The 14,229-nt window shown below is 51.5% G+C and carries 13 protein-coding genes; 9 read left to right on the forward strand and 4 right to left on the reverse strand.

The genetic code is table 11. From position 1 onward, the window contains the following. The first annotated feature begins 113 nt into the window (after nt 1-113). The 4 genes from coaBC to slmA all read left to right on the forward strand — a co-directional run bounded on the left by coaBC (nt 114) and on the right by slmA (nt 5,533). Nucleotides 114-1,322, forward strand: a complete 1,209-nt coding sequence (coaBC, locus tag ACJJI7_RS06315; RefSeq protein ID WP_353375879.1) for a bifunctional phosphopantothenoylcysteine decarboxylase/phosphopantothenate--cysteine ligase CoaBC — start codon at nt 114-116, stop codon at nt 1,320-1,322. Nucleotides 1,323-1,344: 22 nt separating this feature from the next. Continuing rightward, entirely contained in the window at nt 1,345-3,726 is a 2,382-nt protein-coding gene (locus ACJJI7_RS06320; protein ID WP_020413979.1) for a phosphomannomutase/phosphoglucomutase, read from the forward strand. A 168-nt stretch (nt 3,727-3,894) separates the two neighbouring features. Continuing rightward, nucleotides 3,895-4,797 (forward strand): acetylglutamate kinase, encoded by a 903-nt coding sequence (argB, locus tag ACJJI7_RS06325; protein WP_282953646.1) that lies wholly within the window; start codon nt 3,895-3,897, stop codon nt 4,795-4,797. 127 nt (nt 4,798-4,924) lie between these two features. Beyond that, nucleotides 4,925-5,533: a nucleoid occlusion factor SlmA gene (gene slmA / locus ACJJI7_RS06330; RefSeq protein WP_020413977.1), complete on the forward strand. Its 609-nt coding sequence runs from the start codon at nt 4,925-4,927 to the stop codon at nt 5,531-5,533. Nucleotides 5,534-5,633: 100 nt separating this feature from the next. On the opposite strand, the gene ACJJI7_RS06335 is transcribed toward slmA, so the two are convergent. After that, nucleotides 5,634-6,239, reverse strand: coding sequence for a hypothetical protein (locus tag ACJJI7_RS06335; protein ID WP_020413976.1), 606 nt, complete (start codon nt 6,237-6,239; stop codon nt 5,634-5,636). 46 nt (nt 6,240-6,285) lie between these two features. Continuing rightward, the gene (pyrE, locus tag ACJJI7_RS06340; protein WP_020413975.1) at nt 6,286-6,939 is read right to left on the reverse strand and encodes an orotate phosphoribosyltransferase; all 654 of its coding nucleotides are present in this window, start codon (nt 6,937-6,939) and stop codon (nt 6,286-6,288) included. Nucleotides 6,940-7,053: 114 nt separating this feature from the next. On the opposite strand from pyrE, the gene ACJJI7_RS06345 reads away from it, so the two are divergent. Then, nucleotides 7,054-7,821, forward strand: coding sequence for an exodeoxyribonuclease III (locus tag ACJJI7_RS06345; protein WP_444902447.1), 768 nt, complete (start codon nt 7,054-7,056; stop codon nt 7,819-7,821). An 85-nt stretch (nt 7,822-7,906) separates the two neighbouring features. On the opposite strand, the gene rph is transcribed toward ACJJI7_RS06345, so the two are convergent. Further along, entirely contained in the window at nt 7,907-8,626 is a 720-nt protein-coding gene (gene rph, locus ACJJI7_RS06350; protein WP_282952086.1) for a ribonuclease PH, read from the reverse strand. A gap of 110 nt (nt 8,627-8,736) precedes the next feature. On the opposite strand from rph, the gene ACJJI7_RS06355 reads away from it, so the two are divergent. From ACJJI7_RS06355 to ACJJI7_RS06365, 3 genes are all read left to right on the forward strand, one after another. Beyond that, a complete protein-coding gene (locus ACJJI7_RS06355; RefSeq protein ID WP_444902446.1) occupies nt 8,737-9,624 on the forward strand; it encodes a YicC/YloC family endoribonuclease in 888 nt (295 codons plus the stop codon). Between the two features lie 101 nt (nt 9,625-9,725). Then, nucleotides 9,726-10,280 (forward strand): rhomboid family intramembrane serine protease, encoded by a 555-nt coding sequence (locus ACJJI7_RS06360; RefSeq protein ID WP_026305159.1) that lies wholly within the window; start codon nt 9,726-9,728, stop codon nt 10,278-10,280. 709 nt (nt 10,281-10,989) lie between these two features. After that, nucleotides 10,990-12,717, forward strand: coding sequence for a S8 family peptidase (locus ACJJI7_RS06365; RefSeq protein WP_444902445.1), 1,728 nt, complete (start codon nt 10,990-10,992; stop codon nt 12,715-12,717). An 83-nt stretch (nt 12,718-12,800) separates the two neighbouring features. Here the strand turns inward: ACJJI7_RS06365 and ACJJI7_RS06370 are convergent, their stop codons facing one another. After that, nucleotides 12,801-13,343 (reverse strand): carboxymuconolactone decarboxylase family protein, encoded by a 543-nt coding sequence (locus ACJJI7_RS06370; protein ID WP_020413969.1) that lies wholly within the window; start codon nt 13,341-13,343, stop codon nt 12,801-12,803. A 157-nt stretch (nt 13,344-13,500) separates the two neighbouring features. Here ACJJI7_RS06370 and ACJJI7_RS06375 point away from each other — a divergent pair, with 157 nt between their 5' ends. Then, on the forward strand, nt 13,501-14,097 hold the full coding sequence (locus ACJJI7_RS06375; protein WP_282952084.1) for a TetR/AcrR family transcriptional regulator: 597 nt from the start codon (nt 13,501-13,503) through the stop codon (nt 14,095-14,097). Nucleotides 14,098-14,229: the final 132 nt, after the last annotated feature.

Here is a 14,229-nt window from a genome sequence, read left to right on the forward strand (position 1 = left end):
AACCCTCTCACCAACTCACCCCAAACGCGATTTTCGTGTCTATTCTCCGCCTTATAAGTACGGACGCAGAAATGCTAATCTAACCCGCTCGCATATATTCGGAAACTGTATCTATGTCCCCCCTTACCAATAAACGCATTCTTTTGGGTATCAGTGGCGGTATCGCCGCATACAAAAGCGCCGACCTGGTACGCCGTCTGAAAGATCGCGGTGCCGAGGTAAGGGTGGTTATGACTGCCGGAGCCCAAAAATTTGTGCAGCCCCTGACTTTCCAGGCTCTGTCTAGCAACCCTGTTCACTCTGACCTGTTGGACCCTGCCGCTGAAGCAGCCATGGGGCATATTGAGCTGGCCAAGTGGGCCGAGCTAATCCTGATTGCACCCGCAAGCGCCCAGGTGATGGCGAAACTCACCTGCGGCATGGCCGATGATCTGCTCAACACCCTGTGCCTGGCCAGTGAGGCACCCCTGGCGCTAGCACCCGCAATGAATCAGGCCATGTGGCGCCACCCCGCTACAACAGCCAATGCAAAAACTCTGCGCGACCGCGGAGTTCACTTATGGGGTCCAGCGGCCGGCAGTCAAGCCTGTGGAGATGTAGGGCCGGGGCGCATGCTCGAGCCCGCAGAGTTAGTACTACAGGCGGAAACTATGTTCGGCAGTAGCGACTGCCTGCAAGGCAAAAACGTAGTCATCACCGCTGGTCCAACCCGCGAAGCACTGGACCCGGTACGCTATCTGAGCAACCACAGTTCCGGCAAAATGGGGTTCGCACTAGCCAAGGCCGCTCAACAGGCCGGCGCCCAGGTAACATTGATTGCCGGGCCGGTAAACTTGGCCACTCCGGCCCATGTTAAGCGCGTCGACGTTGTCGACGCACGAGAAATGCGCGCTGCTGCCGAGCGCGCAGCGGACCTCTGTGACATCTTTATCAGCGCTGCCGCTGTTGCAGATTTTCGTCCAGCCGCCGCCGCCGAGCAAAAAATCAAGAAGCAGGAAGACCATGATGAAAGCTCTATTGCCCTGATTAAAAACCCCGATATCGTTGCCGGTATCGCTGCACGCGTGGAACGACGCCCATTTACGGTTGGCTTTGCCGCAGAGACCCAACAGGTGGAGCAGTATGCACTGAGTAAGCTGCAGCGAAAAAATCTAGATATGATAATTGCCAATGATGTAAGCCGCGCAGATAGCGGTTTTAACAGCGACCACAACGCGGTCACAGTGATAGATCGAAATGGCAGCGATACTCTACCGCCAGCCTTGAAGACCGATCTGGCCAGGCAGCTTATAGAAATAATTGCCACCAAGGCACAACAGTAAAAAATCTCGGACAGGAATATCTGTGGTTTCCAAGAACAACAGTCAACGCAATTCAGCATTGCACAAAGGACTACTACTACCTTCCCTACTGGCCGCAGTAGCCTGGCTCTGTGGAGCCTATTTAATCATTGAACATCTGGTCAAACCCCATAACCGTTCCCAGGTGGCCAAGGCGGCTGAAAAACAGGGAGAAACATTAGCTCAGGTAATTCAACAGCAACTGATCGAGCGTTCTCGGCGCCTGCAAAAAATCAGTGCGTTACAGACACCGGCTGCCACTCTTCTCAATACTGCCGAACTGCCAGAGCAATCGAGGGTGCAGGTATTTAGCAGCGCGCAGATTCAGGTCGGAGCCGGCTCAGACCCGAGTCTCAATTTCGCCCTGGTAGATCTGCTCAAACGAACCCGATTGGACGCACAGCAACCCCTGGAAATACTGCGCACAGGCTCCGATAACAGCTGGCAATTACACAACGTCATCAACCTAAGTAGCGAGCAACTGCTGGTAAGCCAACCCTTTACCGTAATAGAAAGCACTCTGGATGACCTTGATAAGGGTCAGGGACAAATTCAGCTCACCCAGAAATTTCCCGATGGGGCTGCACAAACTCTATGGAGCAGCGGGCAGGGTGGGAGCTATACCTCCACTGTGGATATTCAGGGAAGTTATCTGCATGTGAAATTTAGCCCTTCCACTACATTCACCGAACAATACAGCCTGTCGACGCTTTGGATTTATCTCGGTGCCGGTGCCGGCCTGCTGGTTACACTGCTGCTATTGATACGCTTTCTTCCACAAGACACTCGCGCTCCCTGGGAACGCAGCCAAAGAAACACAAAAGACAGCGAGAGGACGAGTAAACTTGGAGAAATAGAGGGTGAGGCCCCACAGCAGGATGGTTCCCTGCCCCAGAGCCTGGCCGCGGCCCCCAGTATCGCTCCACAGGCCACCGAGCAAAGCCATGCAGAAAATACCCCTAAAGAAGTGAACAAGCCGCACTCCTCTCTGGGCACCGAGTTTCCCGCGCACGTATTTCGCGCATACGACATTCGCGGTATTGCCGGCGATGAGATCAACGAGCCTTTCGCATACCAGCTTGGGCGCGCTCTCGGTACCCTAGCCCTACACGCAGGGGAGCATATTCTGCTTGTGGGACGCGATGGCCGAAATAGCAGTGAACTGCTCAGTAATTGTCTGATGGAAGGTATTCTCGATACCGGCTGTAACAGTGTTGACCTGGGCTTGGTCCCATCACCTTTACTCTATTACGCTTGCGCAAAAGGCAAGAACACCACCAGTGGAGTTATAGTAACCGCCAGCCACAACCCCGCCGAATACAATGGATTCAAGATTATACTCAAGGGCCGCCCTCTGGCCGAGGAGAAGCTCCAGGGGCTTTACCAGCTAATGAAAAAGGGCCCTTTCAAGGATGGAGAAGGCAGTAACCGCGAGCAGGATATCAAAGACAAGTATATCGATGAGATCTTCAACAATGTAGCGCTCGCCGGGCAGCCTCACCTAGTAGTGGACGCGGGCAACGGCGCTACTTCCCTACTGGCCCCGCGCCTGTTCGAGCAACTGGGCTGTGCAGTAACACCAATATTCTGCGAAGTGGATGGGAACTTCCCCAACCACCCGCCAGATCCTTCGCGCCCGGAAAACCTCCAGGCTCTGATAGATAAAGTCGCTGAGGCCGGAGCGGACTTGGGCGTGGCTCTCGATGGCGACGGCGATCGGGTTACCCTGGTATCCAGCAGTGGACGTATCGCCTGGGCCGACCAACTGGTTATGTTGTTAGCCAGGGATATTCTCGGCAGGCACCCCGGTGAAAGCATTGTCTTTGATGTGAAAAGCAGTCGCAGCCTGGCGCAATTGGTCAGCCAATATGGAGGCCGACCGGTAATGTGGAAAACAGGCCATGCCCCGATGAAAACCAAAATGCTGGAAACCAAAGCCATTCTTGGTGGCGAATTATCCGGGCATATTTTCATCAAGGATCGTTGGTTTGGCTTTGATGATGGTATTTACGCGGCTGCGCGCATCCTGGAAATTATGGCACTACGTGAACAGAGCCTCGACGAGTTGCTGGACACCCTACCCAAAATGCAAAGTACCCCAGAAATCCTGTTACCTGTGGCGGAGCAGGAAAAATTTGCCCTGATTGAAAAGTTACGCGAGCAGGGGGGCTTTACCGGTGCGGACGTCAATACTATCGATGGCTTGCGAATAGAGTTCAACGATGGCTGGGGACTGGTGCGGGCCTCCAATACTACTAGCGTTTTAACCCTTCGTTTTGAAGCTGAAAATGAAGAGGCTCTAGAACGTATTCGCAAACAGGTTATGGATCAGCTCAAAAAAATCGATCCCACTATTACCGTGCCTAACTGGCAGCTTCTCGACTGACGAGTATAAATTGACCTGAATATACTGCGGCACAGATAAGTGCCGCTGCCGACCGGCGGTCGGTATGTTTATATCCACAACATATCCGCGTACCTGCGCGGCACTCTCGGCATAGATTGGGCGGCAGGAGAATTCCGCTCAAACGTGCCTTACTCCAAAGGAATTTCCATGTCCCTCGATAAAAAGTCCGCACTGCGTGTTGCCCAGGTCCTGAATGAGGCATTGCCTTATATCCAGCAATTTACCAGCAAGACTGTTGTAGTGAAGTTTGGCGGAAATGCCATGGTGGACAGGGAGCTTCAGAACAGCTTTGCCCGGGATATTATCCTGATGAAGCTGGTTGGTATGAACCCCGTGGTGGTACACGGCGGCGGTCCGCAAATTGGTCAGCTCCTGAACAAACTGAGTATCGAATCCCGTTTTGTCGATGGTATGCGCATCACTGACAGCGAAACCATGGATGTGGTGGAAATGGTGTTAGGCGGCACCGTCAATAAACAAATTGTCAACTTGATCAACCATAACGGCGGCCGTGCTGTGGGGGTCACCGGTAAGGATGGCTTATTAATCAAGGCACGCAAACTCACCAGGAAAAATGAGAGTGCCGGCCTGCATGCCTCGGAGATTATCGACATCGGCCAGGTGGGCGAGGTAGAAAAGGTCAATACCGATGTTATTGATATGTTGATTCACAGCGATTTTATTCCGGTAATCGCTCCAATTGGGGTCGACAAGGATGGTATTTCATACAATATCAATGCGGACTTGGTCGCCGGTAAAATTGCCGAATGTCTAAAAGCAGAAAAACTGATGCTACTCACCAACGTATCGGGCCTTAAAGATAAAAAGGGAGAGGTACTGACCGGTTTGAGTACACCGCAGGTAGAAGGCTTAATTGCAGACGGTACAATTCACGGCGGCATGCTGCCCAAAATTGCCTGCGCATTGCATGCTGTTAAAGCCGGCGTGACCTCGGCACATATTATCGATGGCAGGGTACCCCATGCGGTATTGCTGGAAATCTTCACAGATACCGGCGTTGGCACCCTAATTACCAACAATGACGCATAAAGCGGACACACAATCGTCCTTGGCAATTGAAGACAGCCGAGCGAATCGGTAGGATTCCGCCGCCGCAATATTAAGGCAACAAGAGCAAAAACCACCGTCCGCTCCCCAAGCGGACTAAAGGCAGTCAATGAGCAGCGAAAAAATCAATCGGCGTCAACAGATCCTGGAAGCTCTGGCACATATGCTGGAAGCCAGTCCCGGCGCACGTATTACAACTGCAGCCCTGGCCAAGGAAGTCGGCTTCTCAGAAGCGGCGCTTTATCGCCATTTCCCAAGTAAATCAAAAATGTTTGAAGGTCTTATCGAATTTATCGAGGAGACAGTTTTCACACGCATTGCAATGATTTTGCAGGAGGAGCCCTCAGCCCTGAACCGTTGCCAGAAAATTCTGCACCTTCTTCTGGCTTTCTGTGAGCGCAATCCGGGTATAACCCGCCTCCTCACTGGCGATGCACTGACAGGCGAAACTGAGCGATTACACGGGCGTATCCTGCAGCTATTCGATCGCCTGGAGACCCAGATCCGGCAAATTCTGCGCGAGGCAGAGCTTCGCGAACACCTCCGCCCAACTCTGCCCCTGGGCGGTGCCGCCAATCTGTTACTGGCCAGTGCCGAAGGCCGTATCGTGCAATACGTACGCAGCGGCTTCAAGCGCAAGCCTACAGAATACTGGGCTGAGCAATGGCCGGTCTTAACCTCGGGGTTTTTCCGTGAGACAGTGGCTGCAGCTCGCTAAATAGCTGCAGCCAAGCCACGGAATAATTTAGAAAAATGACGCCGGTTTGAGCCTGAGGATAAAACTCACTAAGCAATTATCCTCGCGAATTCGGCTTCATTTAGTGTTTAGCCATAAGCTCAGCATAGCGCGCAGCAGCTTTATCAAACTCATCATTGATAGAGACGGCCTCATCAGCGCGCCGGCTGAGCCGCTCACGCAACACTGAAACCTCTTTTTGCAGGTCGGCAATACGCTGCAGCAGTTCCGGGGCCACCTCGCGACCACCGCGCTGGGTACGTGCCGCGCTCGCTTCTTCCTGAGCAATCTGTAGACCGAGGCTATTGATATTTGAGCGCATAATCGCCATGTCCTGCTCGACAATTGCCAACTTGCGTTTACGCGCACTCTCAATATCGGCAACACTGTTGTAACGCTTGAGCAGTTTGCGATCAGCTTCTTTCTGAACCTCCTGCTGACGTTGAACCTCATACTCCTCTGGGCTCAATTGCGGCGGCACCACCTCCAATACTCGACCGGAGTGACTGAGGATCTCATAGCCCCCAGCCACATATTCAGGAGGCACGCTCTCATTGAGCACCAAAATGCCCTGATTATCAGTGTAGCGATAAAGTACCTGCCCCCTGGCTCCGCCTGCGGCATTTGCCAGGATGGAGAGCAGTAAAAGGCCTGGAACCAGTAAACGTGCAATAGGGGCGATTGGCATCGCTCTTCTCACTAAACAGTGCGGCCCGCTGCAGGAAAAGGCCTATTTATTGACCTGAAACCCCATAACGTTGCCGGTAGTCCACAATTTTTTGCAGGGTCTCGCCGTCCTGCGATTCCTGCTCGAGAAAGCTGATCACATTATCCAACTGGACAATGCTGATCACTGGAATATTGTACTGTCTCTCTACTTTCTGAATAGCGGAGAATTCACAATCCTCACCGGCTTTTTCCTGACGGTTCAAACCAATCACTACACCCGCCGGTTCAGCACCATGAGACTCGATAATCTGCATGACTTCACGCACCGCGGTGCCCGCAGTAATCACATCATCGATAATCAAAACCTTGCCATTAAGCGGCGCACCCACTAAGGTTCCGCCTTCGCCGTGATCCTTGGCCTCTTTGCGGTTGTAGCAAAAAGGTTTATCAATGCCTTTCTGGGCCAATGCCACGGCAGTCACCGCACCCAGCGGAATGCCCTTGTAAGCCGGTCCGAAAATGACATCAAACTCCACTCCCGATGCGATAATCGCTTCGGCGTAGGCCTGTCCGAGTGCTGCCAGTGCGGCACCGGTGTGGAATCGGCCGGCATTGAAGAAGTAGGGGCTCTGACGGCCTGATTTCAAGGTGAAGTCGCCAAAACACAACACCTGATGATCCAGGGCCAATTGGATAAAATCGCGCTGATATTGCTGCATGGAAAATTGTTAACTATTGGCTAAGGTGAAGGGAGACCTCCCCGAAGCAATCCCGGGGATAGGCATGCAAATAATGTTTCTAATGATACACAGTCCGCTGGTAAGGGGCTAATAATGCGAATAGTGAGCTTGTCTGTAGACGGCATTCATCAGGCCGCACAACGCGGTCTCTACGATTGGTTGGCTGAGCAGGACGCAGACATTATCTGCCTTCAGGACCTGCGCTCCCTGGAGCCAGAGCTTGACCACCCCATATTCCACCCCGACGGCTATTACAGCTATTTTTTCGACTCGGGCACACCCCATGAAAACGGTGTGGCGATCTATACGCGCAACCAGCCCAAGGCGATTATTTTTGGAATGGGCTTTGCCAATGGCGAAGATATGTACGGACGTTATTTGCAAGCAGACTTCGAACGCCTGAGTGTTGGTTCCCTGCTTGCTCCAGTGGCTACGGATGAAGCATCACTGGAGAAAAAGGTCCAGTTCTTCGACGATATGCAGGCGCATTTGCATAAGATCAGCCGCAAACGCCGCGATTTTATTTTCTGTGGCAACTGGGGCATGGTCCACCGCCGGGCCGATGTGCAGAACTGGCAAGATCACCAGGATAGCCCCGGGTTTATGCGCCACGAGCAGCGCTGGCTGGACCAACTGTTCAATGAGATTGGCTATGTCGATGCCTTCCGCCGCGTAGTCAAAGACACCGATGAATTTACCTGGTGGCCGAGCGGCGCCGTGGGCGAGGGCGATGGCTGGCGCACCGACATGCAAATCGTGTCGCATGGCTTGAAAAACCGTATCGAATATGGGGCTATCAACAAGAACGTTAAATTTTCCAGTCACCTTCCAGTGATGATGGATTACGACATTGAAGTGTGAATGCTATGAAGCCTGGATTCGTCCAGGCTTCATAGATCAGCTTACTTGTTGGCGACATACAGGACTCGCCATCAGTTACCGGTTGCTACTGATTTAGCGCCTCCTGTTGGAGTGCAATCAGTTCATCAATACCTGCCTTGCCAAGCCCCAGCAGCTGTGCGAACTGCTTCTCAGTGAAAGGCTTGCCCTCTGCTGTACCCTGAACTTCAATCATGCCACCATCTGCTGCCATCACCAGATTCATATCGGTATCAGCCGCACTATCCTCCGGGTAATCCAGGTCGAGTACTGCCTCGCCATCATAGATACCAACAGAAACCGCAGCGACCAAGTTGAGCAATGGATCCTCGGTAAGGATTTTTTCTCGCTGCATATAGCGCAGGGCGTCCACCAAGGCCACACAGGCGCCAGTAATAGCGGCCGTTCGCGTACCGCCATCGGCCTGAATAACATCGCAATCCAAGGTGATCTGGTTTTCACCTAGCTTTTCCAAATCTACCGCTGCGCGTAAAGAGCGGCCTATCAAGCGCTGAATCTCAACAGTGCGGCCACTCTGCTTGCCCTTGGCCGCTTCGCGCGGCATACGCGAGTCGGTGGAACGCGGCAGCATCCCATACTCAGCGGTAATCCAACCACTACCTTGACCACGCAAAAACCGCGGCACTTCACTCGACACCGATGCGTTACACAAAACTTTTGTATCGCCGAACTCTACCAAAACAGAGCCCTCAGCGTGACGGGTGTAGTTACGGGTTATTTGAATCTGGCGCAATTGCGCCGCTGCGCGGCCGCTGGGACGCTGCATAGCTCACCTCAGAAAATTATATGAAAGCCCAGCATTATATACCCCAGCATGCCTGTCCGAACGCTGTGCTATGATGCCGGGCCGATAAATACGCCTGCAGGGGATCAGCAATGGCCAATAACCGGGAACAAAACAAAGTGCGGAGCATGACTGCTTTCGGCCGCGCCGAAGGCACTTACGCTACAGGGACCACTATCTGGGAACTGCGCTCGGTTAATCATCGCTACCTAGAGCCCCATTTTCGTCTGCCAGAGGTTGGACGTCCTTTAGAGGCCCAGTTACGTGACACTCTACGCAAAGCCCTGTCCCGCGGAAAGCTTGAACTCACCCTGACCATCAAACCTAACGGTGTGGAGAGTAGCGGCCTCGAAATAAACCAGCCCCTAGCACAGGCATTAATTCAGGCCGCCAAACAAGTGGCTGCAGGTGAAGAGATACAGCCATTAAATCCTCTGCAGCTATTACAGTGGCCCGGAGTGATCAGCGAGCCGGAAGCCGATACCGAGCAGCAGTCAGCAACTATCCTGAAGGCATTTCACGAGGCGTTGCAGCAGTTACGCGCAAATCGCGAACGCGAGGGCGCAGAGCTGGCAAAGTTTATTGAAGCCCGTCTCAAAGGAATTGAAGAGCAGGTGGCTAATGTTCGCGAACTGCTCCCACAAATACTGGAAGCCCAACGGGAAAAGCTACGCAGCCGCCTGGAAGAACTCTCTGTGGACCTGGATAAGGAGCGTCTTGAGCAAGAGATAGTGCTACTGGCTCAAAAAGCCGATGTTGATGAAGAGCTGGACCGTCTGAGTGCCCATACTGCAGAAACCCGCCGCGTGCTCGCCGGCGGTGGCGCAATTGGCCGACGCCTTGATTTCCTGATGCAGGAGTTTAACCGGGAAGCCAACACTCTTTCATCAAAGTCCATTGTGACTGACACCACTCAAGCAGCTGTAGAACTGAAAGTACTAATCGAGCAGATGCGTGAGCAAGTACAGAATATTGAGTAGGAAAACCATAGGGCTTTTACAACTAAAGTGAAGGCTCTATATTCTCCCACCTTCGACAGAACTATTCTTTTTAGTCTTCCCCACGTTAAAAATTAAAATTTATGCGTAAAAGTTTTAAATGGGCTGGAGCAATTTTTTTTGTATTAGCCACTATTGAAATTATCAATATAATTACGGGGCGATCACTAAATCATTTCGGCCTAGTCCCAAGGTCTCTCAGCCATCTACCTCATATTTTTTCCGCTCCACTGCTACATGGAAGTGTGTGGCACTTTTTATCAAACATAGTAACTCTGTGCGTATTTAGCTTTTTGGTATTACAATATGGAGTTAAAACCTACCTGAAAATAACAATCGCTATTTTAGTTACTACCGGGCTTACCGTTTGGCTATTTGCAAGAGACGGAAACCACCTGGGGGCAAGTTCGATAATCTATGGTTATTTCGGTTTTTTGCTAATGGCTGGATTTATCAGCAGGCAGTTTAGTCGATTAATTGTGTCCATCTTTATAGGGATTTTTTATGGGGGAATGATTATTGGCCTGCTGCCTAAAGGAAATTATATTTCCTGGGAGTCACACCTATTTGGCTTCATCTTTGGCATATTGGCGGCGAGGCTTTGGGCGCACACTCCCAGCTATAATATAGCCCGGTAAGCGACATCAACTACGTGAGACTGTTAGTCTTCAGAGTGGTTATACACATCAAACCCGAGATAGAAATAAAAGCCTTTCAAAATAAAATATAAATAATTAAAGCGCACCTTTCACAAACATTCAAAGCATCCTTCTGAGCCCAAACAGACTTAACCTTCCCTGAATTAATAAAATCTGAGAGCAATGTCTCATTCTTAAAGATATCAAATAGGATCACCGTCTTAGTTGAATCCAAGGGCTAATTTGCCTCTGATGAAAGGTCTAAGAATTCAAGCTAGCTAAAGAAAAAACCACTTCGAAAAACATAACGATACTTCCTGTCTAGCAGAAAATTGTATTAATTTTTTTCATAACAATTCTTATATTCTCTTCGCTCTCATTTTCAATGAGAACTGCAGCACACTTCCTCAATAGACAATTTCTCAATACCTGACTTTTTTTTCAAAACTTATAAATTTGTCGCAAAAAGCCACAAGTTTTATTGGGTTTTCACTGAGGATAATGATTTCGATATCGTTATATACCTGTGCCCGATTGAAACTCTGGTACCAATTTTAGTGAAACTGACTAATTGATCACGTGATTGGCAGTTTTTTGGCTAACCCGTTTGGCAAATTTATTTTGCCAATACGAGGTGACACAGGAGTGGCCGGCCTGCCAGAACACTGACTGGCATCCGGACAAATAGAATCTCGGAGAAATAACAATAATGAAATCATCATTGAAAACTCTTTTTCAAAAGACAGCTTTAGCGAGCTCACTTTCAATACTGTGCGCGGCACCCTTCGCTGCCCATGCAGAAGAGGCGGACAACACTCTGCTGACAGATCGCATCATCGTAAAATATAAAAATAACGCCAAGGTCGGTCGGGCTGCCACTATGGCCCAAGAGACTGTGGAAAAGGCTTCTCGTCGCGCCGGCCACAAGATGCGTCACCTACGCCGTATGGCTACCGGTGCACAAGTAATGCGCCTTGAGGGGCGGAAAAATAAAGCTGAGCTGGAAGCCATTATCAGCCGCCTGAAGCAGGATCCGGATGTGGAGTATGCCGAGCCTGACCGTATTATGCGCGCTATGGCCACACCTAATGACCCGAGCTATCTCAATCAATGGCACTATTTTGAGACCACCGGCGGCCTGAACCTGCCTTCAGCTTGGGATGTAACCCAGGGTGAAGGAGCTGTTGTCGCCGTACTTGATACCGGTTATCGCCCACACCCCGATCTGGTCGGCAACATTCTGCCGGGCTATGACATGATTTCTGATACCTTTGTCTCTGTGGATGGAGACGGCCGCGATAGCGATGCCACTGATCCAGGTGACTGGTACACCAATAAGGCCTGTGGCGATGATCCACGTATCCCCTCAGAAAGTGACAGCAGCTGGCACGGCACTCACGTAGCCGGCACTATTGCCGGGGTCACCAATAACAATATGGGCATCGCCGGGGTCGCCTATAAAGCCAAGGTCGTTCCGATTCGTGTACTCGGTCGCTGTGGTGGTTATACCTCTGATATTGCCGACGGCATTATTTGGGGAGCAGGCGGTTCCGTCAGTGGCCTGCCGACTAATGCTAATCCAGCCCAAGTACTCAACCTGAGTCTTGGTGGCGGCGGTAGTTGTGATACTACAACCCAAAATGCTATCAATACCGCCCGCAGCCTGGGCGCCACCGTTGTAGTTGCCGCTGGTAATGACAATACCAATGCCAGCCAGTTCAGCCCGGCAAGCTGTAATGGAGTTATTACGGTTGCAGCAACTAACCGTAACGGCGGGCGCTCTTACTACTCCAACTACGGCAATGTAGTGGATGTTGCCGCACCGGGTGGAGCACAGAGCTTCCTCAACGACCCGAATGGTATTCTGTCCACACACAACAGCGGTGCAACAAACCCAAGCAGTGATAGCTATTTCTACAGCCAAGGCACCAGCATGGCCGCGCCTCACGTTGCCGGTGCTGCCGCGCTGCTCTACTCAGTCAACCCGAACCTGAGCCCGGACGAGGTGGAATCAATCCTAACCAGCACTGCCCGTAGCTTCCCGTCCTCATGCAGCAGCTGTGGTACCGGTATTGTCGATGCGGCGGCAGCTGTAGCCATGGCCAGCGGCGATGATGGCGGTAATGGCAACGGAAATGGTGATGGGGTGAGCTGGACAGAGACCAACCTCTCCGGCGGCTGGCGCAGTCGGCAGGACTTCACTATCGAAGTGGCGGCTGGTACCTCTTCCCTGAACGTACAAATGTACGGTGGCGAGGGTGATGCAGACCTGTACGTGGGACACAGCAATGCCTCACAATGGGCATGCACCTCTAGAGAGTCGAGCAATAACGAAAGCTGCACCATCAATAACCCGCAGTCTGGTACCTGGGATATCACCGTATACGGCTACAGGTCCTATACTGGTGCAACCCTGGAGGCGGAAGCCGTGCCCTAAGCGGCAAGTTAAATTTACCATTATTGGAAAAGGCCGGCATTTACCGGCCTTTTCTTTTCTGCTCTCAAACTATTCAGTTTTAGCTAGCGAGCAAATGCAGCAAATTGAGTATCCACCGGTGTATCAGCAAAATGATTGATGTAATTGCTCATCACTTTCTGCGCAACTCCGGCAATTATCTCGAGCAGGCTCTGTCGATTGTAACCAGCCGCATAAAAGCGCTCCAATACCTCATCTGAAATCACACCGCGCTCACGGACAATCGCCAGGGTGGTATCCCTGAGTACTTCTAGCTTTTCAGTTGGCAGGGATGTCTTATTTCTAAGAGCCTCATTTACTTCGTCTGCCACCTTCATCGCCTTGGCAATGGCACTGTGTGCCGGCACACAGTAGTGGCAGTTGTGCTCCACATTGATGGTTTGCCACACCACTGTCATTTCCTCAGCTGTAAATGAAGTATTCAGAAAATACTGGTGTAAATCCTGGTAAGCAGCAAGGGCCTGGGGAGACTCCGCCATAACCCCATGCAAGTTAGGAATATACCCAAATGCCTTGAGAGATTTCTGTAGGAGGGGTTTGCTGTCTTCTGGTGCGCTTTCAAGGTCGTAAATTTGAAACTCTTTCATCGCTGAACCTACCTTCATTGTTTGGGTTAAATACTTGAGCGATCGATCAAGTGAGGCTCAGACTACCCAATATTGAGCGACTGTTCAATATTAAATGGTAATTGGCGTACACCCCTTGAAAGGGTAAAATTTGAGCAATTGCTCAATTGGAGGCTGCATGGCGAACACCGCGAAATTCAATCGTCGGGAAGTACTACAGAAGGCGACTAGGCTTTTCTGGCAAAATGGATTTCACGCCACATCGACCCGTGACCTGCAGCAGGCCACCAATCTTCGACCTGGCAGTATTTATGCAGCTTTTGGCAGTAAATCTGGTCTTTTCAAAGAAGTTCTCGCCTATTACGCGCAAAACCGCGATGAATTACTCCATCGCTGTATGACAGAAGAGACAAGCACTCTGGGCGGCTTGCGCGCCTATTTCCGCTACATACTGCTTGGTGATGACGTTGATGCCCCAAACGAGCTCTGCTTATTGGCCAAAGCCATCTCTGAGCTGGATGAAGGGGAGGAGACGCTATTGGACGAGGCCCGCTCCTTGCTGGCTGCACATGGTGAAAAGTTTCGCCTCTATGTGGAGGAGGCGGTAAGCGCTGGAGAGCTGCCCCAGGATACAAATTCAGAGCTACTCGCCCGCCAGCTACAGGTTCAAATGATCGGGCTGCGCACTTTCCTCCGTGCCACCTCGGACCGCGCGGCAGTAGAGCAGATGATAGGGAAGCTATTTGACCCAGTCCCGGCGCAGACGTCCAACTAGGGAGATTCTGTGCTTGGAAGCTAACCTTCTCAAACTAACGCTGACGGATTTCGGAATCCAGCTCCTGCGGACATTTGCCCTGCACAGCCCCTATGGCAAAGTCAGGTAAGACGGTATCGAGCAATAACTATA

The organism is Microbulbifer variabilis (assembly GCF_056232115.1).

Coding starts and splice junctions, on each gene's coding strand:
- coaBC (WP_353375879.1), top strand. CDS start 114: ATGTCCCCCCTTACCAATAAACGCATTCTTTTGGGTATCAGTGGCGGT.
- argB (WP_282953646.1), top strand. CDS start 3,895: ATGTCCCTCGATAAAAAGTCCGCACTGCGTGTTGCCCAGGTCCTGAAT.
- slmA (WP_020413977.1), top strand. CDS start 4,925: ATGAGCAGCGAAAAAATCAATCGGCGTCAACAGATCCTGGAAGCTCTG.
- ACJJI7_RS06335 (WP_020413976.1), bottom strand. CDS start 6,239: ATGCCAATCGCCCCTATTGCACGTTTACTGGTTCCAGGCCTTTTACTG.
- pyrE (WP_020413975.1), bottom strand. CDS start 6,939: ATGCAGCAATATCAGCGCGATTTTATCCAATTGGCCCTGGATCATCAG.
- ACJJI7_RS06345 (WP_444902447.1), top strand. CDS start 7,054: ATGCGAATAGTGAGCTTGTCTGTAGACGGCATTCATCAGGCCGCACAA.
- rph (WP_282952086.1), bottom strand. CDS start 8,626: ATGCAGCGTCCCAGCGGCCGCGCAGCGGCGCAATTGCGCCAGATTCAA.
- ACJJI7_RS06355 (WP_444902446.1), top strand. CDS start 8,737: ATGGCCAATAACCGGGAACAAAACAAAGTGCGGAGCATGACTGCTTTC.
- ACJJI7_RS06360 (WP_026305159.1), top strand. CDS start 9,726: ATGCGTAAAAGTTTTAAATGGGCTGGAGCAATTTTTTTTGTATTAGCC.
- ACJJI7_RS06365 (WP_444902445.1), top strand. CDS start 10,990: ATGAAATCATCATTGAAAACTCTTTTTCAAAAGACAGCTTTAGCGAGC.
- ACJJI7_RS06370 (WP_020413969.1), bottom strand. CDS start 13,343: ATGAAAGAGTTTCAAATTTACGACCTTGAAAGCGCACCAGAAGACAGC.
- ACJJI7_RS06375 (WP_282952084.1), top strand. CDS start 13,501: ATGGCGAACACCGCGAAATTCAATCGTCGGGAAGTACTACAGAAGGCG.